This is a genomic window from Streptomyces akebiae, assembly GCF_019599145.1.
Lineage (GTDB): Bacteria > Actinomycetota > Actinomycetes > Streptomycetales > Streptomycetaceae > Streptomyces > Streptomyces akebiae.
This window is the reverse complement of the sequence record NZ_CP080647.1, coordinates 5,412,942-5,435,805: the sequence shown is the minus strand read 5'-3', so window position 1 is coordinate 5,435,805 and position 22,864 is coordinate 5,412,942. Positions and strand designations below refer to the sequence as shown.

Sequence of the window (22,864 nt, the reverse complement as noted above, 5' to 3'; positions counted from 1 at the left end):
CGGGTGCGGCGGTGGGGGACGCCTGGTCGTGGGTAGTGGGCGAGGGAGTGGCCCCGCCCGGGATCATGGATCACGTCGCGGACCAGTCTGGCCGACCGGACCGACATCCGTCAGACGTCGGCCCGACCGGTGGAGTTCCGGGATCCGGTCAGGACGACCCCTTCGGGTTCTCAGGAGGCTTTCCACCGGCCGCGAGTTCGAACTCCGCACGGGGATGTTCGAGTGATCCGAGCGAGACGATCTCTCGTTTGAAGAGTCCGGAGAGGGTCCATTCGGCGAGGACGCGGGCCTTGCGGTTGAAGGTGGGCACCCTGCTCAGGTGGTAGACGCGGTGCATGAACCAGGCCGGGTAGCCCTTCAGCTTCCGCCCGTAGACGTGGGCGACACCCTTGTGCAGGCCCAGGGAGGCGACCGAGCCGACGTACTTGTGCGCGTACGTCTGCAGTGGTTCGCCGCGCAGGGAGCGGGCGATGTTGTCGCCGAGGGCGCGGGCCTGGCGGACGGCGTGCTGGGCGTTGGGCGCGGTCTCCTTGCCGGCTTCGGCGGTGACGTCGGGGACCGCGGCCGCGTCACCGGCGGCCCAGGCGTGCGCGACGCCTTCCACCGACAGCTCGGCGGTGCACTTCAGCCGCCCGCGCTCGTTCAGCGGCAGGTCGGTGGCGGCGAGGATCGGGTGGGGTTTCACCCCGGCCGTCCAGACGACCGTACGGGTCGGGAAGCGGGCCCCGTCGCTGAGGACGGCGACGCGGTCGGCGCACGATTCGAGGCGGGTGTGCAGCCGTACGTCGATGTTGCGGCGGCGCAGTTCGGTGACCGTGTAGCGGCCCATCTCCTCGCCGACCTCCGGGAGGATGCGGTCGGAGGCCTCCACGAGGATCCACTTCATGTCCTCGGGCTGCACGTTGTGGTAGTACCGCGCGGTGTAGCGGGCCATGTCCTCCAGCTCGCCGAGCGCCTCCACGCCGGCGTAGCCGCCGCCCACGAAGACGAAGGTCAGGGCGGCGTCGCGGATCGCGGGGTCGCGGGTGGAGGAGGCGATGTCCATCTGCTCGATGACGTGGTTGCGCAGGCCGATGGCCTCTTCGACGGTCTTGAAGCCGATGCCGTGGTCCGCGAGGCCGGGCACGGGCAGGGTGCGCGAGATGGATCCGGGGGCGAGGACCAGTTCGTCGTACGTCAGCTGCTCGGCGGCCGAGCCCTCCTCCTCGGTGGCGAGGGTGCTGAGGGTCGCGACGCGTTTGGCGTGGTTGATCGCGGTGGCCTCGCCGATGACGACCTTGCACTTGTCGAGGACCCGGCGCAGGGGCACGACGACATGGCGGGGCGAGATGGAGCCCGCGGCCGCCTCCGGAAGGAAGGGTTGATACGTCATATAGGGGTCGGGGGACACGACGACGATCTCGACGTCTCCGCGTCCGAGTTCCGGTTTCAGCTGTCGCTGCAAGCGCAGCGCTGTGTACAGCCCGACGTATCCGCCGCCGACGATAAGGATGCGCATCGGTTCCTTCACCATCCCATGACGCACCTTGCTCGTTGGTTTGTCCACAGGCCCGGCAATTTGTGTGACCGGTCGCCGTGCGGGCGCGGGGTTGGCCGATTTGCCGGCGCGAGCGGCATGTGCGCAGGTCAGAAGGTGTGAGACCGGTTGCAGGAGGGGGCGCAAACCGGACGTAAACCGCCCGTACTCCGATCGAGGGGCGCTCCGTGCGGAACGTGCCCCTTCTGAATTGACTCCCTCTCAACTATGTTCGTGTGTCGACGGGGTGTAGGGGGGATGCGTTCAAGAGGTTCGGTCGGGTCCGGGGTCGAGGTCGTGGATGTCGGGTCCGGGTCCGGATTCCGGGTGGTCCGCGACGGGCGGTCGGTCCGGGGACCGGGTCTCCGACGAAGGTGATCGGTGACCGCCGAGGACCTTGGACGCTCGTTCCGCCGCTCCGGCTTCCGATGACGGGGAGAGTCTCCGGGGGGAGACGTCATTACCGGGGGAACACGTATGCATATTCAGGAGTCCCATTGGTCGTCCGCGTCCACCATCGCACCCGGTGGTGCGATCGGCTCGGCGGGCGGCAACGGACGCGGTGACGGAGTGCGGTCCACTCCGCTCCGCGTGGACGCACAGCGCAACCTCGAGCACGTGCTGCGCGCGGCGCGCGAGGTCTTCGGCGAGCTGGGGTACGGCGCGCCGATGGAGGACGTGGCCCGCCGCGCGCGGGTCGGTGTCGGCACGGTGTACCGGCGCTTCCCGAGCAAGGACGTCCTGGTCCGCCGGATAGCCGAGGAGGAGACGTCTCGGCTCACCGAACAGGCCAGGGTGGCACTCGGGCAGGAGGAGGACCCGTGGCAGGCACTGTCGCGGTTCCTGCGGACGTCGGTGGCCTCCGGTGCCGGGCGGCTGCTGCCGCCGCAGGTGCTGCGGGTCGGCGTCGCCGAGGACGGGTCCGACGGGGTCGGCCAGATCGTCGTCGACGAGGCACGGGTGCCACAGCAGCGGATACAGCCGACGGCCGAGCTTCGGCTGGTGTCGGCGGACTCCGACGCGGGTGGCTCCGCCGCCGGCCTTGGCGGGCCGGTGGACGACGCCGGGGCTTCGGCGCTGCTCGAGGTGGTGGGGCAGTTGGTGGAGCGGGCTCGTGCCGCGGGTGAGCTGCGGGAGGACGTGACCGTGGCGGATGTGTTGCTCGTGATCGCGACGGGGGCGCCTTCGCTGCCGGACGCGGCGCAGCAGGCCGCCGCGTCGGCTCGGCTGCTCGACATTCTGCTGGAGGGTCTGCGGTCCCGGCCTGCCTGAGGCCTGACTGAGGCCTGCGGTCTCGGCCTGCCTGAGGCCTGCCGGCTGCCTGCCTGATCGTGGGCGGGTGCGAGTCGTTCACCAGGGGCGGCGCGGGGTGGTTATTTCGCCCCCGCCGCCCTTACCCGTTCCCGTCCCCAGGGGCACTGCCCCTTCGACCCCGGGAGGCCGCGTTCGCGGGTGCGGGTCCGGTGGGGGTTCTCGCGCCGTTCCCCGCGCCCCTTTCGGGCGCGGAATCGGAGACCGCGTTGCTCATTTGGGTGAACGCGTGGCCTGAGGTCTGGGAAGTCCCCTCGGACGAGTGGTATGCCCGTAGTGCTAGGGACTGAACAAAAGCCAATATGGCACGCTGCCCTGGTGTTCGGGACTGGGTCGGCTGGCGGCGGGGGCTTCCGCGATGGGTGTTGACGGGCGGGACGAGTCGAAGTCGGCGGAGGGGGCGGAGGCTGAGGCTGAGCCCCAGGTGCCGAGGCAAGGGGGGCGCGGCGTTCCGGCGCAGTGGGACCGTTCCGACTCCGGTGTGCTGCCGCCGCGGGCGCCTTCCGACGCCGATCTGATCGAGTGGATGCGATCGGGGGAGGACTCGGCGTACGAGGAGCTGTACCGGCGGCACGCGCAGGCGGTGCGTCGGTACGCCCGGACCTGTTGCCGGGACGCCCATACCGCGGACGACCTGACGGCCGAGGTCTTCGCCCGGATGTTGCAGGCGGTACGAGGCGGCTCCGGCCCGGAGCACGCCGTACGGGCCTATCTGCTGACGTCGGTGCGACGCGTCGCCGCGACGTGGACGAACTCCGCCAAGCGGGAACATCTGGTCGACGACTTCGCGGTGTTCGCGGCGCAGTCGTCGCGCCGGGCCGAGGTGTCCGACAGCGACACGCTGGACCTGGGGGCCGATGTGCGGGCGATGCACGAGGCCGAGCAGTCGATGGCGATGCGGGCGTTCCGTTCGCTGCCGGAGCGGTGGCAGGCCGTGCTCTGGCACACAGAGGTCGAGGACGAGTCGCCGAGCGAGGTCGCCACGCTCTTCGGTCTGGACGCCAACGGAACCCGGGTACTGGCCAGCCGGGCGCGAGAGGGACTCAAACAGGCGTATCTGCAGGCCCATGTGAGCACCACGCTCGCCGGGAACTCGGCGGAGTGCGGCCGCTACGCCGACCGGCTCGGCGCGTACGCCCGCGGCAGCCTGCGGACTCGGGCCGAGCGGGGGCTGCGCGCCCATCTGGAGGAGTGCGCGGCGTGCCGGCTGGCCGCCGGGCAGATCAAGGAAGTCGCGAGCGGGATCCCCGCCGTCGTACCCGTCGCGGTCATCGGGTGGTTCGGTGCGGCCGGGTACGCGAAGGTGGCCGCGCTCGTCGCCGGTGGCACGGGAGCCGGGGCGGCCGGGGTCGCGGGCGCGGCGGCCGCCGCGAGCGGCGGTTCCAGTGGCGCGGGGGCGGGCGGTGGGGCCGCCGCTGAGGGGCTCGGCGCGCCGGCGAAGGCCGGGATCGCGGTGAGTGTGGCCGGGATGGTCGCCGCGGCGGTGGCGCTCGCGCTGGCGAACGACGACGTGAGACCCAGGGAGCCGTTGGCCAAGCCGCCCGCCTCGCAGCCCGTCGAGGCCGCCCCGGAGCCGGATCCCCCTGCGCCGCCGGAGGAGAAGTCCGCGCCGGGCGCGCCCGCGAGGGTGGTGCCGGCGTCCGAGCCGCTGCCGACACCGACGCCGACGCCCTCCCCGTCGCGGGCCGCGACGCCGGCTCCCTCCGCGAAGCCGACCCCCGCTCCCACGCCCACCCCCACCCCCACCCCCACGCCGACTCCCGCACCGCCGAAGCCGTCCCCCACACCGCCCCCGCCGCCCGCTTCCCCGCCCCCGCCGCCTCCCCCGGCCGTCTACCGGTGGAACGAGCTGCGGTACGGCGTGCTCGGCGACGGCACCGAGCCCGAGATGCGCCTCGGCGAGAGCAGCTGGGTCTGGCAGCGGAACGGGATGTCGATCGCGGGGAAGCGGTACGCGAACGGGGTGACCGTGCACGGCCGCTCCTCCGTGACCATCGACCTCAACCGCCGGTGCGCCTCGTACCACGCGCTCGTCGGCGTCGACGACCTGACGCACGGCCTCGGCAAGGTCTCCTTCTCCGTCTACGGCGACGGGGTCCGGCTGTGGGCGTCCGGGCTGGTGCGGGCTGGGGATCCGGCGGTTCCGGTCCACGTGAACCTCAGCGGGCGGGAGACGGTACGACTGGTCGTCGAGCCGTACCGCCCCCACGACGCGGCGGTGCCGGCGGACTGGGCGGAGTCGTCGTTCAGGTGTGAGTGAGAGCTCGGACCGGGGTCACGGCGAGAGGGCCTTCACTTCAGGAGCGCCGTTCGCCTGCCTAATGCCGTGACAGGCAACGTCTGCCCGTTGAGGAGCGGCGTCCGGTGCCTGTCGCGGCACTAGTTCGCCGTCACCGTGTCGCCGTACGCCGTCGCCCCGCTCGTGGTGGAGGTCGATGTGGCCTTCCAGCGCCAGGTCCCCGAGGCATTGGCGGTGACGGTGGTGCGGAGCTTGCCGCCCGAGTCGGTGGTGACCGTCTTGACCGGGGTGTACGTGGAGGTGCCGGACCGCTTGAACTGCAGGGCGACGGAGCGGCCGGCGTGCGGCTGGTAGGTGTTGGTGTTCCAGTCGGCCCGCGTCAGGGCGCCGGTGACGGTGAGCTTGGCGCCCTTGGCCACGGGCTCGGGGCCGGCCTTGGTGGTGGCGAGCTTGGCCAGGCGCTTCACCTGGATCTTGGCGCTGGTCTCCAGGTCGTAGAAGTCGCTGTCGTTGGCGGCGGCCTCGGCGGTGAAGCGCCAGGTGCCCGCCGAGCTGTTCCTGAGGTCGTAGTAGTCGGTGCGGTTGGCGTCCAGGGTGAACTTGAACACGCACTTCATGGTGGTGGAGGAGGGTCTGGTGCAGTCGGCGGCGTGGGCGTGGATGATCCGGTCGTCGGAGCTGATGAGCTTGGCTCCGTAGATGCCCTTGATGCCCGACCCGTCCTTGGCCGTGGCGGCGACGCTGACCGTCTGGGCCGCGCTGACGCCCACGTTGAAGGTCTTCTTGTTGAAGTTCACCGAGGTGAAGACCGTGTCGCCCTTCGCGGTGTCCGCGTGGGCGGCGGCGGGGACGAGCAGCGAAAGCAGCACCGAGGTGCCGAGGGTGGCGGCGGCAGCCGTACGTGTACGCATGGTTCTCCTGGCACAAGAGCTACGCCACCTCGGGTACGCCATGCGTCGGAGGGCGCGTACGTGCACGTGAGGTGCTGGGGAGTCGGACGTCTGTCCGATCTCGATGAAGACCGTCGACGGACCCGGTTGGTTGTACGCATCCGGATGCTGAGATTCCGCTACGCCGGGCGCTCTTCGGCGGACCGTCCCCCGTTCACACCCGTCGCGCCACCCCCGCGCCCAGGGCGCCCCGCTGGGGCGTGATCCCGGCGGGGACCGCGCGCTGCCGGGCCGGGGTGCCGGTCCAGCAGGTGCCTCGGCGGGAGAGGAGGCGGCGGAGCCAGAGTTCGACGGCGACGAGGTCGGCGAGGCCGTCGAGGGGGAGGGGCTCGCCCTCGGCTGCGGCGCGGAGGGCCTTGCGGACGACTCGGGCCTCCACCAGGCCCGCCTGGGCGAGGAGGGGGGTGTCGAAGAGGGTGATCAGGGTGTCGGCGGCCCTACGGAGGCCGGTGCGGGCGGCCGCGGCGGAGGTCGCGTGCGACGGGGCGCCCCACCCGGGCGGGAGGTCGGTGACGCCGGCGCCCTCCAGGACCGTGCGGAGGATGGCGGCGCGGGCGCCCGGCTGGACGCGCAGGGCCTCGGGGAGGGCGCGGCAGGCGCGGACGACCTGGTTGTCGAGGAAGGGGGTGTGGAGGCGTTGGGAGCGGACCTCCGCCGCCTGTTCGAGGACTCTGATGTCGGCCGCGTGGCGGGCCAGGGCCGCGCGGGCGCGGAAGTCGCCGGGTCGCTGGCCGGGGCCGACGCTGGGGCGGCCCGTCGTCGCACCCAGGCGAATCGATACTTCTGCCAGGGCCTCCCCGGTCAGCCAGCGGGCGGCGGGGCCCGGTCTGGCCCAGGTGAGCGCCGCCAGGGAGGCGCCCACCGCGCCTCCGGGCTCCTCGAAGCGGCGCTGCATCAGGCGGGTGGCGAGGACTTCGACGCCGGAGCGGTACGGGGTGCGGGCCAGCTTCCGCGCGGCGCCGTAGACGCGTGCGGGGACCATCACCGAACCGTCGGCCTTGGCGAGGGCGGCGACCGGGCGGACCAGGTGGCGACGCTTGCGGTCCATCAGGAGGTCGGCCAGCCGGGCCGGGTGGGCGTCCAGGACCTGGCGGGCGCCGTAGCCGGTGAAGTGGTCCGCGCTGCCGGAGGCCAGGCGGGCGCGGTGGCGGGCGGCCGTCACCAGGGAGGGGCCCGGCTCGTCGGTGAGGGGGACCTCGAGGTCGGCGTACGGGAGGACCTCCTCGCCGCCGGTCACGACGACGTGGTGGAGGCGGGGGTTGGCGGCCAGGGTGCCCGCGCGTTCCAGTTCGGTCTCGCGGCCGGAGGTGGCCAGGTCGTTGAAGGTGACGGCGAGGAGGCGCTCACCGGCGCCCGTGCCGTGGCCGAGGACCGTGCCGGGGGCGCCGGGCAGGCCGGCGGCGAGCAGGGCCAGGGTGCCGGAGGCGGGGCCGCCGGAGACGTCGGCGCCGATACCGGGCACGGGCATGCCCCGGGCGGCCCGGCGCTCGGCGGGGCCCATGCCGGGCACCGGGCCGGGATCGACGTCGGGCACGTGCCGGGGGGCCGAGAGGCGGACCCGTACGGACTCCACGAGGGCGTCGCGGACGGCGTCCACCGCGCTGGCCGGGTCGGCGGAGGGGGCGGCGACGGCGAGGGAGGCGACCGGCTCGTAGCCGGCGACCTCACGGGCCCCGGCGCGCAGGATCAGTGCGTGCCCCGGAGGAATGCGGCGCACGCCGTCGTACGGAGTGGAGTCGTGGACGGCGTCCGGCACATCGGGGGCGGCCAGCAGAGCGGCCAGATGCCCGAAGTCGAGGTTGGCCTCGACGAGGTCGGCGAGGGGCAGGGCGGCGGTCGCGTACGCCGTGCCGCCCGCCCAGGGGGTGTGGAAGACCGGGCGCGCGCCCGCGAGGTCGCCGCAGACGGTCACCCGGCGGCCGACCTGGACGACGGCGGTGTAGCTGCCGGGCCAGGCGGTGAGATGGCGCAGGGCGCCACCGCGGGCGGCGAACAGGCCCACGCGCAGCTGCTCGTCGGAGGCACCGCAGATACCGAGGACGGCGATGCGCGTCTGGGCGTCGGCCTGCACGACCCGCACCTCGTCGGGACGCCAGTCGCCGACGGCCCACAGCGGATCGGGGCCGCCCCAGAGCAGGTGCGAGCCGACCGGCTGCACCGTCTCTCCGTCGGGTCCCGCGGCGCCGGCGGAGCCGTTGACGGGCGCGCCAGCGGCGGTACTGCTCCATCCCACCAACCACCGCATCGACGCCTCCACAGGCTGTGGACAACCGGTGCACCGTACGAACGGCTCCCATGCTGCCACGAAGGAGGCCTGTCGGAGGGCGCGCAGTGCGGCTTGCGCACCGGCAAGTGCGCCCCTGGGGCGCCTAGAGCGCTCCCCCGTCACACCCTCAAGTCGCCCCTGAGGAGGGGTGGTCGACAAAGGAGGACCCCGGGTCTACGACGTGAATGCGCCCCCGGTACGCTCCCCCAAAACACCTAACGCGCCCTCAAGAGACGTGGTCGGGGCGGTATTCACCCTCGACGACCACCGTCGATTTTCAGCCAAATCGGCCACGAAGGGCGGAGTTCACCCGATCCTCGCTCCACCCCCGATGGCGACTCAGCGTCAACGCACAGTCCGGGAGGCGGAGTTCGCCCCCCGGACCGGTCCGCCGCCCGCGGGGATGTAGGCGGCGGTGTCCCCCAGCCCACTGGATCCAGTACAGCGGGCCGACCCACGCACAACCATGGAACCGCTCCCCCGGTGGCCGGAGAAGAGCGCACGGACAGGCGCACGGCCACACAACGGGAGCACGTGACAACACTCCGTACTCCGCCCGCACTTTCGTACGGACCACAATCCCGCCATCCGGATTTGGGCCCCTTAACGCTTGGGATGCGGCGAACTACGCTGGGTTTACGAATGCCGCGTGCCTATGCCGCCGCGGCAGCCGTCTGTTCGAGGGGTGGCGCAATGTCCAGGGAGCAACGCGGGCCGAACGAAAAGCTCGGCGCCGTTCTCGCCCTCGCGGGAATCAGCAACGCAGGCCTCGCGCGTCGCGTCAACGATCTTGGCGCCCAACGCGGGTTGACACTTCGCTACGACAAGACCTCGGTGGCGCGGTGGGTCTCCAAGGGCATGGTCCCCCAGGGGGCCGCGCCGCATCTCATCGCGGCCGCGATCGGGCAGAAGCTCGGCCGCCCGGTGCCGCTCCACGAGATCGGCCTGGCGGACGCGGATCCCGCCCCCGAAGTGGGCCTCGCCTTCCCCCGTGACGTCGGACAGGCGGTGCGCGCGGCGACGGAGCTCTACCGCCTCGACCTCGCCGGGCGCCGCGCGGGCACCGGTGGCATCTGGCAGTCCCTCGCCGGATCGTTCGCGGTGAGCGCGTACGCGACACCCGCGTCACGCTGGCTCATAACCCCGGCCGACAGTTCGGTGGCGCGCGAAGCGGGCTCCGCTGAGGGCTCCGGGTCGCCGCTGAAGGTCGGCCACAGCGATGTGCGGAAGCTGCGGGAGGCCGCCGAGGACGCCAGGCGCTGGGACTCCAAGTACGGAGGCGGCGACTGGCGTTCGTCGATGGTGCCGGAGTGCCTGCGGGTCGAGGCGGCGCCGCTGCTGCTCGGTTCGTACTCCGACGAAGTCGGCCGCGCGCTCTTCGGAGCCTCCGCCGAACTCACCCGCCTCGCCGGCTGGATGGCCTTTGACACGGGTCAACAGGAGGCCGCGCAGCGGTACTACATCCAGGCGCTGCGACTGGCTCGGGCCGCGGCCGACGTGCCGCTGGGCGGGTACGTGCTGGCGACGATGTCGTTGCAGGCGACCTACCGGGGCTTCGGGGACGAGGGCGTCGACCTCGCGCAGGCCGCGCTGGAGCGCAACCGGGGGCTCGCCACCGCGCGCACGATGAGCTTCTTCCGGCTCGTCGAGGCGAGGGCGCACGCCCGCGCGGGCGACGCGGCAGCGGCCGGGGCGGCCCTCAAGGCCGCCGAGGGGTGGCTGGAGCGGGCCCGGGACGGCGACCACGACCCGAGCTGGCTCGGGTTCTACGGGTACGACCGGTTCGCCGCGGACGCGGCCGAGTGCTACCGCGACCTCAAGGCGCCGCGTCAGGTGCGCCGCTTCACCGAGCAGGCGCTGTCGCGGCCGACGGAGGAGTTCGTGCGGTCGCACGGGCTGCGGCTTGTCGTGTCCGCGGTTGCCGAGCTGGAGTCCGGGAATCTCGACGCGGCGTGTGAGCAGGGAGTGCGGGCGGTGGAGGTCGCGGGGCGCATTTCGTCCGCGCGCACGACCGAGTACGTGAAGGATCTGCTGCATCGGCTGGAGCCGTACGGGGACGAGCCGCGGGTCATCGAGCTGCGGGAGAGGGCGCGGCCGTTGTTGATGACGCCGGCCTAGGGTCGGGTGCCTACTCGTCTGCCGGGTTCGGGGTGCTTTGGCGGGTGCGGGTGCGTCGGGTTTGATCGCGCGGTTCCCCGCGCAGTTCCCCGCGCCCCTGCCGGAGCGCGGCTTCGTGCGGCCGGCATGCGGAGAACGTGACCAGCGCCATGTGGGCGGCTTCCGGGTTTGAGGGCATTGTCAGTGGTGCAGTGCACTATCGGAGTCGGGAGGTGGGGCGCGTGCGGAGCCAGGGCGCTTACGACTGTGATGTGCTCGTGGTCGGCGGCGGGATCGTCGGGCTGTCGACGGCGTACGCGATCACGCGGGCGGCGCCGGGCACGCGGGTCACCGTGCTGGAGAAGGAGCCGGGGCCGGCCCGGCACCAGACCGGGCGGAACAGCGGCGTCATCCACAGCGGGATCTACTACCGGCCGGGGTCGCTGAAGGCGCGGTACGCGGTCAAGGGCGCCGCCGAGATGGTGAAGTTCTGCGCCGAGTACGGCATCGACCACGCCGTCACCGGGAAGCTGATCGTCGCCACGGAGCGGTCCGAGCTGCCCCGGCTGCACGCGCTGGTCCAGCGCGGACGGGAGAACGGCATTCCGGTGCGGGAGCTGGGCGCCGCCCAGATCGCCGAGTACGAGCCGGAGGTGCGCGGGCTCGCGGCCATACACGTCGGCACCACCGGGATCTGTGACTTCGTGGGGGTCGCCCGTCAGCTCGCCCGCGCGTCCGGCGCCGAGATCCGCTACGGCGCCGAGGTCGAGCGGATCGACCGGCGGGCGTCACTGGGGGTCGCCGTGCGGGTGCGCGGCGGTGACGTCGTACGGGGGCGGGTCCTGGTGAACTGCGCCGGGCTGCACTGCGACGAGGTCGCCCGGCTGACCGGGGACGACCCCGGGATGCGGATCGTGCCGTTCCGGGGGGAGTACTACGAGCTGGCGCGGCCCGAGCTGGTGCGTGGACTCGTGTACCCGGTGCCCGATCCGGCGTTCCCGTTCCTCGGGGTGCATCTGACCCGGGGGATCGACGGAGGCGTCCACATCGGACCCAACGCCGTGCCCGCCCTGGCCCGGGAGGGGTACGGGTGGGGGACGGTACGGCCCCGGGAGCTGGGGGCGACGCTGACGTGGCCCGGCTCCTGGCGGATAGCGCGGCGGCACTGGCGGTACGGGGCCGGGGAGCTTCGGCGGTCCGTGTCCAAGAAGGCCTTCACCCAAGCGGTGCGGCGGCTGTTGCCGGAGGTCTCGGAGGGCGATCTCGTGCCTGCGGCCGCAGGGGTGCGGGCGCAGGCGGTGCTGCGGGACGGGACCCTCGTGGACGACTTCCTGATCCGCGAGAGCGCGCGGGCCGTCCACGTGCTGAACGCGCCTTCGCCCGCGGCCACCGCTTCGCTGCCCATCGGGCGGGAGGTCGGGGCGAGGGCCTTGGCCGCGCTGGCCGGGGCGTGAGAGGGCGTTCGGGCGAGCGGTGCCCGGCGTGGGCACGGGCGTGGGGACGGGCATGGAGACGGGCACGAGGGAGCCGCCTCCGTCAGGAGTCGTAAAATTGTGGAACTGTGTCTGACTCCACCGATGCCCCTGAGCCCCGCACCCCCGGTGCCTCCCTTCGGCACGCCCGTGCCAAGGGGGAACCTCGGTTTCCCGACGGGCCCAAGGCGGATCCCGCCGGGTCGCACTTCGAGCGGCGGATCCGGAGTTTCCAGCCGCGGCGGAGCCGGGTGACGGCCGGGCAGGCGGACGCCCTGCAGCGGCTGTGGCCCAAGTGGGGGCTCGACATCGACGGGCGGGCGCTGGATCTCGCCGAGCTGTTCGGGAACGACCAGCCGGTCGTGCTGGAGATCGGCTTCGGGATGGGCGAGGCGACCGCGCGGATGGCCGCCGCCGACCCGGAGACCAATGTCCTCGCCGTGGATGTGCACACGCCGGGCCAGGGCAATCTGCTGAACCTCGCGGACCAGGCCGGCCTGTCCAACGTCCGGGTCGCCAACGGCGACGCGATCATCCTGCTGCGGGAGATGCTCCCGCCCGACTCGCTGGACGGGCTGCGGGTCTACTTCCCCGACCCCTGGCCCAAGAAGCGTCACCACAAGCGACGGCTCATCCAACCGGAATTCCTCACCCTCGCCGCGTCCCGGCTCAGGCCGGGGGCGATCGTGCACTGCGCGACGGACTGGGAGCCGTACGCCGAGCAGATGCTGGAAGTGCTCACCGCGCACCCCGAGTTCGAGAACACCCGGGCCGACGGCGGGTTCGCGCCACGTCCCGGCTTCCGGCCGCTGACCCGTTTCGAGGGGCAGGGACTGGACAAGGGTCATGTGGTGAACGATCTGCTCTTCCGCCGCGTACAGCAGCGTGAGCAGGAGCGGAACCAGAAGCGGAAGCAGGAGCAGAAGCAGCAGTCCGAACTGCCCCCCACAGGCGCCTGACGACCTGCCTTCACAGCCCGGCGGGGCGTACCACGCGCCGTCGCGGGCGGCGCCCGTCCCTCGTTAGGGTCAATGCAATGGCCACCAGTTCCCCCTACCCGACGCACCCCAGCGGCCCGACCGGTGGGTATGTGTTCAGGCCCACCCGCTGGTGGCAGCGGAAGAGCGTCAGATACGGGGCGCTGATAGGTCTGCTCGCGGTCTCCGGGCTCGTCATCCTCGCGCTCGTCCGCGAACAGACCGGCACGGAGGGGTTTCTCGTCGGGCTGGGGCTCGCGGTGCTGCCCGTACCCCTGCTCATGGCGGCGTTCCGGTGGCTGGACCGCGTGGAGCCCGGGCCCTGGCGGAACCTGGTGTTCGCGTTCGCCTGGGGAGCGTGTGCGGCGGCGCTGATAGCCATCGTGGCGAACAGCTTCGCGACGCGGTGGATAGCGACGGCCACGGCCGACCCCTCGCACGCCGACACCCTGGGTGCCACCGTCATAGCTCCCGTGGTCGAGGAGACCGCCAAGGCCGCCGCCGTCCTGCTGGTCTTCCTCTTCAGGAGACGGGACTTCACCGGGGTCGTGGACGGCGTGGTGATCGCGGGCTTCACCGCGACGGGATTCGCGTTCACCGAGAACATCCTGTATCTGGGGACCGCCTTCGGGACGGACCAGCTCAGCGGGGGGAGCGGCCTCGCGTCGGTCACCGCGGCCACGTTCTTCGTGCGGGTGATCATGTCGCCGTTCGCGCATCCCCTGTTCACCGTGTTGACGGGGATCGGGTTCGGGGTGGCGGCGTTCTCCGCGGAGTGGCAGCGGGGGCGGCGGGTGCTCGTACCGCTGGGCGGACTCCTGCTCGCCATGGGGATGCACTCGGTCTGGAACGGGTCGGCGACGTTCGGCGAGTTCGGATTCTTCGCGGTGTACGCGGCGTTCATGGTGCCGGCGTTCGGGTTGCTGACCTGGTGGGTGATCTGGGCTCGGCAGCGGGAGTTGCGGACCGTGCGGGAGGGGTTGCCCGCGTACGCGGCCGCGGGGTGGCTGACGCCGGTCGAGCCGTATGTCCTGGGGTCGATGCGGGCTCGGCGGGTGGCGCGGGAGTACGCGGCGCATCACTTCGGGAAGGCGGGGGCCCGGTCGATCGCGGAGTACGAGGTGTACGCGACGAAGCTGGCCTTCCACCGGTATCGGGGGTTGCGAGGGCGGGCGGGGAGTGACTTCGCGCTCCGGGAGCGCGAGTTGCTGTTCGAGCTGTGGCGGAGGCGGGAGCTGGCTCGGCCGGCCATGGGCTATGCCGGGCGGGAGGTCGGGGCGAAGTACGCGTACGGGTACGGGTACGGACATGGGTACGGGTACGGGGCGTTCGGGGGGTACGGGTCGGTGTACGCGCAGCCCGTGGTCCACGGGGCGGTGTCGTATCCCGCGTACAACCCCTATCTCTCAGGAGGGCCCTAGGTGTGCCGTTCGGAGAGGTTGGTGACGCCGTCGGCCCACCGCCCCGGCGGCGCTCGGATCTGCCCAGCTTGCGAAGAGACGTCCTCTCCGAGGTCAACGATCGGACCGGACGCCACCCGCATTCCCCATCGCCACCGGCACGGCGCGCGCTAACGCGGCGCGATGGCCCCGAGCCAGCCCTCGACGGTGAGGACCTCGGCCCACTGCGGGAACAGCCTCTCGGTGAGCATCGCGTGGACCTCGGGGTCGGTGTCGAGGCAGGCGTCCGCCAGGACCGTGAGGCCGAAGTCCAGGTCGACGGCGTGCCACAGGGTGGACAGCACCACGGCGCTGGTGGCGATGCCGGTGAGGACGAGGCTGTCGATGTCGCGGGCCCTGAGCACCAGGTCGAGGTCGCTGCCCGAGAACGCGCTTCCCCGTCTCTTGGTGACCACGACCTCGCCCTGCCGGGGCGCGACGTCGTCGTGGATCTCGGTGCCGGGCTCACCCTCGGTGAACAGGCCGGCCCGCAGGACGTTCGCCATCACCTTGTTGCGGGGGCTGACCTGCGGATCGCCCGGCCGTAACCCCATCACCACGTAGATCACGGGAATGTCGGCCGCCCGGGCTCCGTCGATCGCCCTGCGCAGGCGCGGCAGATATCCGGAACCGTCGTCGGCGATGGCCACGACGTCCCGTTGGACGTCCATCACCAGGAGTGCGCTCTTCGCCATGCTTGCCGTCCCTTCTCCGGGAGAACAAGACGAACGCCGCGTGGGCCCGAGGGCGGACGCGGCGTCGCTGGTTCTGTGTGGGGTGGCGGCGGGCTACGGGGTGAGGCCCTTGCTGCGGAGCCAGGCCGCCGGGTCGATGCCGCTGCTGGAGCCGCCGGGGTGGACCTCCATGTGGAGGTGGGCGCCGGTGACGTTGCCGGTGGCACCGACGCGGCCGATGACGTCCCCGGTGGCGACCTTCTGGCCGACGCTGACGCCGATGGAGGACTGGTGGGCGTACCAGATCTCGGTGCCGTCATCGAGAGTGAGGACGGTCTTGTAGCCGTAGGAGCCCTCGTAGCCGGCCTGCGTGATGGTGCCGCTGTGGACGGCCTTGATGAGGGTGCCGGTGGGGGCCGCGAAGTCGAGGCCGGTGTGGTAGCCGGAGGACCAGTACGGGCCGGCCTGACCGAAGGTGGAGGTGAGGGTGTACGAGGAGGTGGGAAGGGTGAACTGCTTGGCCAGGGCGGCGAGGCGCTCGGCTTCCTTCTTGGCCGCGGCCTCCTCCTCCGCCTTCTTCTGGGCGGCCGCCTCCTTGGCCTCGGCTTCCTTCTTCTCCTTGGCCGCCTGCTCGGCGGCCTTCTCCGCGGCGGCGGTCTGCGCGGCCTCGGCGGCGGCCTTGTCGAAGGCGTCCTGCTGGGACTCGGCCTGCGCCATGATGCGGGCGCGCAGCGCCTCGCCGGCGTCGGCGGTGCCCTGCTCGGTGTCGGCGGCGATCAGACCCGCGCTGCTGAGGGGGGAGGAGGAGCCCTGGGGCTCCGGCTCGTCGGGCTCGTCCTCGAAGACCGAGCCGACGTTCGGCATGTCGGGCATCGATATGGAGACCGGGGCCTTGCCGGACTGCGCGCTGGCCATCCCGGCACCGCTGACGGCGGCTATGACACCGACGCCGAGAACGGTGGAGCTGCGGGCCAGTCCGCCCCGTGCGAGTACGCCGCTCTTCTTGGCGACGCGATGCCGGCCGCGGACGGGGCGCAGGGTGTCCTCGCCCGGATTCCACTCCTGCCAGGGGCCCTCGTTGTCGCTGTTGTAGCTGCCGTAGCCGAACGTCTGGCTCTCGCCGTCGCGTTGGGTCGGCACGAACGGGGCTTCGGTCGCGGACCGGTTCGACGCCACGTGGGCGTACTCCTTCCTTCCTTTTCGCCTACCGGGTTAGCTGACGGGTTCGGAGCAGGAAGGTCTCCTACGCGCGTAAACCGGTCGTGCGTACTGCCACGGCGGTTTCCGTGCGATTCACCCCAGGGTGGTGGTTCCCCGGTTCCCTTGCGGGATTCGACGCGTGAGCACGGAGCCGTCTCTTGTGACGGCTGGGACGACCGCGCTGCGTTATCGAACGTTAATAGACGCGAGTACTCCATTCCAAGCTGTTCTTAATGATCGTTCCGGCTTTCCCGCTGGACTTTACGGGTCATGAGGGGCCGAAAACGGGCGAGTTGACCTTGACTCACGAGTAACAGTCGCCCTGACGTGTCGTCAGTTGTTATACGGAGAACGGCTGGACGGACACGCTCAGTGACATCGGTACTCGGGGGGCACGGTGCGGGCGGCGATCTCGGTGGCCTCGGCACCTCAAGGGCGGCGGACCGCCAGGAGGGCCATGTCGTCCGTGGTGCGGTCACCCGTGTGTCGGCGCACCTCCTCCGCGAGCGTCGTCAGCAGGGTGCGCGGGGCGGTGAAGACACGGCCGGCGAGGCGTGCGGCCGGGTCGTAGAAGACGCCGTGCGCGTCCCGCGCCTCGGAGAGGCCGTCGGTGTAGAAGAGCAGCGTGGCTCCGGGCGGGAACACGGTGTCCTCCGCGCGGTCGGGCCAGGTGCCCAGGTCGTCCATGCCGAGCGGCAGCGCGGGCTGCGGGGCGTCCAGCGTGCACAGGGTGCCGTCGGCGTGCAGCATCAGGGGGGAGGGGTGGCCCCGGTTGACGATCCGGGCGTGGCCCGCGCCGTGCGGGAACTCCGCGAGCACGGCCGTCACGAACCCCTCGAACTCCACCGCCGCGTCCCTTCGCGTGGCCTCCCGCCGCGTCCCCTCCCGGGCCAGCGCCCGTTCCAGCCGCTGGACCACCGCTTCGAGCGTCGCCTCCTGCTCGGCCGCCTCCCGGAACGCCCCGATCAGCACCGCCACCGCCGACACCGCCCCCAGCCCCTTGCCGCGTACGTCGCCGACGATCAGCCGTACGCCGTGGGGTGAGTCCTGCACCGCGTACAGATCGCCGCCGATCGACGCCCCGGCCTGCGCGGCCTCGTACCGCGCGGCGATCTCCAGCCCGCCGATCCGCTCCTGCGGCACCGGCAGTACGGCCCGCTGGGCGGCCTCGGCGACCTCCCGGGCCGTGGCGAGGCGGGCGTCGCTGCGGCGGACGAGGCGGTTGATCAGGACGGCCAGTACGGCGACGGTGGCGACCGTGACGATCTCGGTGATCGCGTCCTCGTGGCCGGAGTCTTCGTAATAGACGCGTACGGCGCTGATGCCGGCCACCGACACGGCGCCGACGATCACCGTGCCGTACAGCGTGAAGAGCGGGGCCGTCACCAGGGGCGCGGCGGTGAAGAAGGGCACCGCGGTGAACTCGCGCGGGGTGAAGTGGTCGTAGAAGAGCCCGACGGCGATCAACAGCACGGGAAGGGCGCGGGCGAGCGTACGGGCGTACGAGAACCGACGCCCACCCGGCTCCCGCATGTCCTTCGCGCCCTCTCGCTGCCCCACGGATACAGGGTTTCCGGGGGTGGGCGGCGGGGCTAGTCGGTGGGGCCGAGTGGGCTAGGCCCTGCCGGAGGAGGTGCGGGAGGGCGGGCGCAGCGGGTGCCGGGGGGCTGGCGGGGCTCAGCCCGCCGAGAGGCCCGTCAGGCCGCCCGTCAGCTCGTGCAGGGGGAGGGTGTGCTGGGTCTGGAGGACCTTGGCGCGGAGGTAGCGGACGTTGTGGGCGGTGGTGAAGACGCCCGTGGGGACGCGGTCGCGGACGCTCACGCCGAGGTCGCGCAACTGCTGGGCCTTGTCGGGGTTGTTGGAGAGCAGGTCGAGCTCGTCGATGCCGAGGGCCCCCAGCATCTGGGCCGCCGCCGTGTAGTCCCGGGCGTCCTCCGGCAGTCCGAGCGCCGCGTTCGCCTCGTAGGTGTCGAGGCCCTGGTCCTGGAGGGCGTACGCGTCGAGCTTGTTGTAGAGGCCGATGCCCCGGCCCTCCTGGCGGAGGTAGAGGAGGACGCCGCCGCGGTCGGCGATCCGCTCCACCGCCTCGCGCAGCTGCGGGCCGCAGTCGCAGCGGGCCGAGCCGAACACGTCGCCGGTCAGGCACTCGGAGTGCAGCCGGACCAGCGGGGCCGTGCCGGGGGCCGGGTCGCCGAGGACGACCGCCAGGTGCTCCCGGCCGTCGACGAGGTCGTGGAAGGTGACCATGTCGGCGTCGACGCCGTAGCCGTCCTGGAAACGCAGCGGTACCCGGACGCGGGCACGCGGGGTGGCAGCGGGAAAGTCGGGCATGCGGTTCTCCGGTCCTGGTGCGGGGTGTCGCTGTGCTTCAGTTTTGAAGCACAGCGCTCGCAGCGACTCTAACCCGTGCTTCAAATTTCAAGCAACCGAATTGGGGATTCGTCACATCCCCGTCACGCACGATCCCGCTCGCCCTGCCCATTCGGATCCCGCTCGTCCCGACGGCTCGGACCCCGCTATCCCGCTCGTCCCGACGGCTCGGATCCCCGCTGCTCGTCCTGCTGGCCCGACGGACACGCGCGGCGGCGCCACGGAAGGTCGTCCGAGCCGGGGGCCGTCCGGGGGTCCCCGCCCTGGATCGCCGTCGCGATGGTCGCGCAGATCTCCTCGAACTGAGCGATCTGCTCGGGACTGAGGTGGTCGAAGACGGCCTTGCGCACCGTCTCGACGTGCCCCGGCGCCGTGCGCTCCAGCAGGGTCATGCCCTCGTCGGTGAGCACGGCGACACTGCCGCGCTTGTCCCACTGGCAGTCCTCGCGCCGGACCACGCCGTCCTTCTCCAGCCTGGTCACGACGTACGTCAGCCGACTGCGCGTGATCTTCAGACGCTCGGCGAGCTCGGTCATCCGCATCCGGCGCTCCGGCGCCTCGGAGAGACCGGACAGCACGGAGTAGTAGAGGTGCGGCAGGCCGGCCTCCTGCTGGAGCTGCCGATCGAGCGCGTCCTCCAGGAGGGAACTCGCGGCCACGTAGGCACGCCAGGCACGCTGTTCGTCGGGGGTGAGCCAGCGGGTCGTCATACGTACAGTGTAGTTATTGTTTAAAACTTGAACCAAGGGAGCGCGTCCATGCCCCAGCCCTACGTCCTGTTGTCCGCCGCCGTCTCCCTCGACGGCTTCCTGGACGACACCGGACCCGAGCGGCTGCTGCTCTCCGGACCGGCCGACTTCGACCGGGTCGACGAGGTGCGCGCGGCCAGCGACGCCATCCTGATCGGCGCCGGCACCCTGCGCACCGACAACCCCCGGCTGCTGGTCAACTCCCCCGAGCGGCGTGCGGCCCGGGTCGCCGCCGGGCTCCCCGAGTACCCGCTCAAGGTCACGGTCAGCGCGTCCGGCGAACTCGACCCGGCGGCCCGGTTCTGGCACACCGGCGGCGAGAAGGTCGTGTACACGACCGACAAGGGCGCGGAACGGCTGCACGGGCTGGGCCTGCCGACAGGACCGCAGGGCGTGGCCGTGGTCTCCGTCGGCCCCGAGCTGGAGTGGACGGCCGTCCTCGACCACCTCGGAGACGTGCGCGGCATCCGCCACCTCATGGTGGAAGGCGGCGGCCGGGTCCACACCCAGCTCCTCCAGCAGGGCCTCGCGGACGAGGTGCAGCTGGCCGTCGCACCGCTCTTCGTGGGCGAGGCGGACGCGCCCCGGCTGTTCGGGACGGGTGCCTACCCCGGCGGGCCGAAGAGCCGGCTGCGGCTGCTGGAGACCCGGCCGGTCGGCGACGTCGTCCTCATCCGCTACGCCCCCACGGTCCCCGGCACGGGCCCGGCCGTCTCCCCCGCCGACCGGCACTGGCTCGACCTCGCCTGCACCCTGGCCGCCGCGTGCCCGCCCTCGCGGACCGCGTTCAGCGTGGGGGCCGTCGTGGTCGCGGCGGACGGTACGGAACTGGCCCGCGGCCACTCCCGCGAGGGCGACGACCCCGTGGTCCACGCCGAGGAGGCCGCCCTCGCCAAGCTCGACCCCACCGACCCGCGCCTCGCCTCCGCCACGGTCTACAGCAGCCTCGAACCGTGCGCCCACCGCGCCTCCCGGCCCGCGCCCTGCGCCCGGCTCGTCCTCGACGCGGGCGTCCGCCGCGTCGTCACGGCCTGGCGCGAGCCGGACACGTTCGTCGAGGACGCGGCGGCGGGCAACGCGGTGCTGTCGGCGGAGGGCGCCGAAGTGGTGGTGGTGCCGGAGTACGAGGAGCGGGCGAAGGCACCCAACAGGCATCTGCTGGGCTGAGCGGGGCCGCCGCGACAGCCGCCGGACGGGGGCCGCCGTTAACCGTGTGCTCAGGGGTCCCGCGGATGGCGTACACTGGTTTCAACGACGCGGGGTGGAGCAGCTCGGTAGCTCGCTGGGCTCATAACCCAGAGGTCGCAGGTTCAAATCCTGTCCCCGCTACTGAAGGCCTGAGGCCGGAATCCGAAAGGATTCCGGCCTCAGGTGTTTGTGTGCTGCACGCCCTTGCGCCCCCTGGCCTGTCGGCTAGGGCTGGGTACGGCGGGCTGCCGCCACCGCCTCGGTGTAGAGCTCGCGGGTGAGGTCCTCCGGGGCGATACCGAGGTCGGCGAGCACGGCGCGGATGTCGTCGAGGGCCGCGACAACCTCGGCCTCCTCCTGGACCAGGGTCTCGACCTCCAGGAACGTGCCGTCCAACTCGGGGACCCGTACGAGGGTGGCGAGCAGCTGTCGCCCGTACGCCTCGAAGGCATGGCTACGGCACCGCTTCTCGAACACGATCGCCGGTACGTAGCCGAGGTGCTCCAGGATGGCGTGCGCGTTCTGCGAGTCCTCCACCCGCGTCTCGTACTCGGGCTTCGAACCGGACGCCTCGTCCACGGCGGCCCCCTTGAACGTGAGCAGCGTGCGCCGGTCCCCCGTGCCGTGGTCGGCCACGAACCGCAGCCGCAACTCCTCGTCCCGCGCCCGCAGACTGCCGTCGGGCAGGTCGTAGTACGTGTCCCGGTAGGACTCGGACCTGCCCTCCCCCAACTCGTCGAGCGCCCGCGCGACCACCTCCGGCACACGGACACGGGCCTTCAACTCCGCCTCGATCACGCCTGGCCCCTCTCCTCACCCTCGACTCCTCACCCTCGGCTCTTCCCCCGCCCCTTCCCTCCCACTGCCCCTCCGACCGCGACGCCGAGGAGATCCGGTCGTAGGGACGCCGTCGCCGTGACACACATGGGCCGTGTCGGCATGCCTGCCTCAGGACGGCGTGTGAGGCTCGGAATCGCGGCAGGCACCTCGGTCGCGGAGGCCTTCCGGGTTCGGTTCGGCGGTGGCGATGCGAGGAGGCAGTGCGCATGTCGGTGGAGAGGACCGGATCCGGGGCCGGGTCGCCGCCGGATCCGGTGGCGCTTCTCCGGAGCCGTGCGTACCTGGTGCTTCTGGCGATTGTCGCGCTGGTCGGCGTGCCCGTGTCCGCGGCGGCGTTCGGGTTTCTCGTCCTGGTCGGCGAGGCCCAGCCCTTGATCTACTCGGATCTGCCCGAAGCACTGGGGTTCGACGGAACGCCGGCCTGGTGGCCGCTGCCGTTGCTCGCCGTCGGCGGACTGCTGGTGGGGCTGACGGTCCGGTACCTGCCGGGGCACGGCGGACATGAACCGAGCGCCGGGTTCCAGCCGGCCGGTGCGCCCCCGCCCGTCGAACTGCCCGGGATCTTCCTGGCCGCTCTGGCGACGCTCTGTTTCGCCGCCGTCCTCGGGCCCGAGGCACCCCTCCTGGCACTCGGCAGCGGGCTCGCCGCCGGTGCCGTACGGCTGGTCAGACGCGACCCGCCGGAGCAGATGCGCGCGGTGCTGGGCGCGGCCGGGAGTTTCGCGGCCGTCAGCTCGCTGCTGGGGTCGCCGCTGCTGGGGGCGTTCCTCCTGATGGAGGCCTCCGGGCTGGGCGGGCCGATGATGACGATGGTGCTGGTGCCCGGACTGCTGGCCGCGGGGGTCGGCGCGCTCGTCTTCGTCGGGCTGGGCTCCTGGAGCGGGCTGGGCACCTACTCGCTGGCCCTGCACGACGTACCCGAAGCGACGCGCCCGACAGCGGCGGAGTTCGGCTGGGCGCTGGTCATCGGGCTGTCGGCCGCGCTCGTGGGTGTGGGCATCCGGTGGCTCGCCGTGCGGCTCCGCGAGCGCGTCGAGCGGCGACGGGTGCCTGCCACCGTGGTCATGGGCCTGGTCGTGGCGGGACTCGCGATCGGCTACGCGGAGAGCACGGACAAACAGGCGACCGACGTGCTGTATTCGGGGCAGACGGCGCTGGACCCCTTCCTCACCCACAGCGCCGCGTACTCGGTGGGCGCGCTGGCTCTGCTGGTGCTGTGCAAGGGCCTCGCCTATTGCGTGTCGCTCAGCGCTTTCAGGGGAGGCCCGATCTTCCCCGCGATGTTCGTGGGGGCGGCGGGCGGCATCCTCTGCTCCCATCTGCCGGGGCTGAGCCTGGTCGCGGGGTTCGCGATGGGCATCGGGGCGATGAGCGCCGCGATGCTGCGGCTCCCGCTGGTCTCCGTCCTGCTGGCCACCCTGCTGATCGGGGCTCAGGGGGTCACCGTCATGCCGCTGGTGATCGTGGCGGTGGTGGTGTCGTACGTCTCCACGGCGAGACTCACGCCGTCGCGCGATCCGGCGACGGCATCATCGCCTCCGGCACCGGGACGAGGGCAGTCCTGAACGCGATGCCG

General features: G+C 72.1%; 17 protein-coding genes, 1 tRNA gene and 1 riboswitch. Of the genes, 9 read left to right on the top strand and 9 right to left on the bottom strand.

All coding sequences use genetic code 11. The features are described from left to right. Nucleotides 1-148: 148 nt before the first annotated feature. Nucleotides 149-1,513 (bottom strand): NAD(P)/FAD-dependent oxidoreductase, encoded by a 1,365-nt coding sequence (locus tag K1J60_RS23350; RefSeq protein ID WP_220647881.1) that lies wholly within the window; start codon nucleotides 1,511-1,513, stop codon nucleotides 149-151. A gap of 480 nt (nucleotides 1,514-1,993) precedes the next feature. Between K1J60_RS23350 and K1J60_RS23345 the strand changes: the two genes are divergently transcribed. Next, complete coding sequence (locus tag K1J60_RS23345) at nucleotides 1,994-2,788, top strand: TetR/AcrR family transcriptional regulator (RefSeq protein ID WP_220647880.1); 795 nt, start codon at nucleotides 1,994-1,996, stop codon at nucleotides 2,786-2,788. Nucleotides 2,789-3,185: 397 nt separating this feature from the next. Continuing rightward, nucleotides 3,186-5,087, top strand: coding sequence for a sigma-70 family RNA polymerase sigma factor (locus K1J60_RS23340; RefSeq protein WP_220647879.1), 1,902 nt, complete (start codon nucleotides 3,186-3,188; stop codon nucleotides 5,085-5,087). 119 nt (nucleotides 5,088-5,206) lie between these two features. Here K1J60_RS23340 and K1J60_RS23335 read toward each other — a convergent pair whose 3' ends face one another. Next, a complete protein-coding gene (locus K1J60_RS23335; protein ID WP_220647878.1) occupies nucleotides 5,207-5,977 on the bottom strand; it encodes a calcium-binding protein in 771 nt (256 codons plus the stop codon). A gap of 193 nt (nucleotides 5,978-6,170) precedes the next feature. Beyond that, nucleotides 6,171-8,261 (bottom strand): asparagine synthase-related protein, encoded by a 2,091-nt coding sequence (locus K1J60_RS23330; RefSeq protein WP_220647877.1) that lies wholly within the window; start codon nucleotides 8,259-8,261, stop codon nucleotides 6,171-6,173. A 714-nt stretch (nucleotides 8,262-8,975) separates the two neighbouring features. On the opposite strand from K1J60_RS23330, the gene K1J60_RS23325 reads away from it, so the two are divergent. The 4 genes from K1J60_RS23325 to K1J60_RS23310 all read left to right on the top strand — a co-directional run bounded on the left by K1J60_RS23325 (nucleotide 8,976) and on the right by K1J60_RS23310 (nucleotide 14,249). Next, entirely contained in the window at nucleotides 8,976-10,400 is a 1,425-nt protein-coding gene (locus K1J60_RS23325; protein WP_033526778.1) for a hypothetical protein, read from the top strand. A gap of 221 nt (nucleotides 10,401-10,621) precedes the next feature. Next, the gene (lhgO, locus tag K1J60_RS23320) at nucleotides 10,622-11,833 is read left to right on the top strand and encodes an L-2-hydroxyglutarate oxidase (protein ID WP_259407875.1); all 1,212 of its coding nucleotides are present in this window, start codon (nucleotides 10,622-10,624) and stop codon (nucleotides 11,831-11,833) included. Between the two features lie 107 nt (nucleotides 11,834-11,940). Continuing rightward, complete coding sequence (gene trmB / locus K1J60_RS23315) at nucleotides 11,941-12,810, top strand: tRNA (guanosine(46)-N7)-methyltransferase TrmB (RefSeq protein WP_220647875.1); 870 nt, start codon at nucleotides 11,941-11,943, stop codon at nucleotides 12,808-12,810. A 77-nt stretch (nucleotides 12,811-12,887) separates the two neighbouring features. Continuing rightward, nucleotides 12,888-14,249 carry a PrsW family intramembrane metalloprotease gene (locus K1J60_RS23310; RefSeq protein ID WP_220647874.1) on the top strand — a complete coding sequence of 454 codons (1,362 nt, stop codon included), beginning with the start codon at nucleotides 12,888-12,890 and terminating at the stop codon, nucleotides 14,247-14,249. A gap of 149 nt (nucleotides 14,250-14,398) precedes the next feature. Here the strand turns inward: K1J60_RS23310 and K1J60_RS23305 are convergent, their stop codons facing one another. From K1J60_RS23305 to K1J60_RS23285, 5 genes are all read right to left on the bottom strand, one after another. Next, complete coding sequence (locus K1J60_RS23305; protein ID WP_220647873.1) at nucleotides 14,399-14,962, bottom strand: cysteine hydrolase family protein; 564 nt, start codon at nucleotides 14,960-14,962, stop codon at nucleotides 14,399-14,401. A gap of 93 nt (nucleotides 14,963-15,055) precedes the next feature. Beyond that, nucleotides 15,056-16,117, bottom strand: coding sequence for a M23 family metallopeptidase (locus K1J60_RS23300; RefSeq protein WP_220647872.1), 1,062 nt, complete (start codon nucleotides 16,115-16,117; stop codon nucleotides 15,056-15,058). A 10-nt stretch (nucleotides 16,118-16,127) separates the two neighbouring features. Next, nucleotides 16,128-16,289, bottom strand: a riboswitch (cyclic di-AMP (ydaO/yuaA leader). 281 nt (nucleotides 16,290-16,570) lie between these two features. Further along, nucleotides 16,571-17,674, bottom strand: a complete 1,104-nt coding sequence (locus K1J60_RS23295; protein ID WP_220651645.1) for a PP2C family protein-serine/threonine phosphatase — start codon at nucleotides 17,672-17,674, stop codon at nucleotides 16,571-16,573. A 144-nt stretch (nucleotides 17,675-17,818) separates the two neighbouring features. Further along, entirely contained in the window at nucleotides 17,819-18,472 is a 654-nt protein-coding gene (locus tag K1J60_RS23290; RefSeq protein ID WP_220647871.1) for a GTP cyclohydrolase II, read from the bottom strand. Between the two features lie 185 nt (nucleotides 18,473-18,657). Continuing rightward, complete coding sequence (locus tag K1J60_RS23285; protein ID WP_220647870.1) at nucleotides 18,658-19,221, bottom strand: MarR family winged helix-turn-helix transcriptional regulator; 564 nt, start codon at nucleotides 19,219-19,221, stop codon at nucleotides 18,658-18,660. Between the two features lie 48 nt (nucleotides 19,222-19,269). On the opposite strand from K1J60_RS23285, the gene K1J60_RS23280 reads away from it, so the two are divergent. Both K1J60_RS23280 and K1J60_RS23275 read left to right on the top strand, forming a co-directional pair. Next, nucleotides 19,270-20,427, top strand: a complete 1,158-nt coding sequence (locus K1J60_RS23280) for a dihydrofolate reductase family protein (RefSeq protein ID WP_220647869.1) — start codon at nucleotides 19,270-19,272, stop codon at nucleotides 20,425-20,427. Between the two features lie 88 nt (nucleotides 20,428-20,515). Further along, a tRNA-Met gene (locus K1J60_RS23275) sits at nucleotides 20,516-20,589 on the top strand. Between the two features lie 84 nt (nucleotides 20,590-20,673). On the opposite strand, the gene cyaB is transcribed toward K1J60_RS23275, so the two are convergent. Beyond that, complete coding sequence (gene cyaB, locus K1J60_RS23270) at nucleotides 20,674-21,246, bottom strand: class IV adenylate cyclase (RefSeq protein WP_220647868.1); 573 nt, start codon at nucleotides 21,244-21,246, stop codon at nucleotides 20,674-20,676. 248 nt (nucleotides 21,247-21,494) lie between these two features. Here cyaB and K1J60_RS23265 point away from each other — a divergent pair, with 248 nt between their 5' ends. Further along, entirely contained in the window at nucleotides 21,495-22,853 is a 1,359-nt protein-coding gene (locus K1J60_RS23265; RefSeq protein WP_220647867.1) for a chloride channel protein, read from the top strand. Nucleotides 22,854-22,864: the final 11 nt, after the last annotated feature.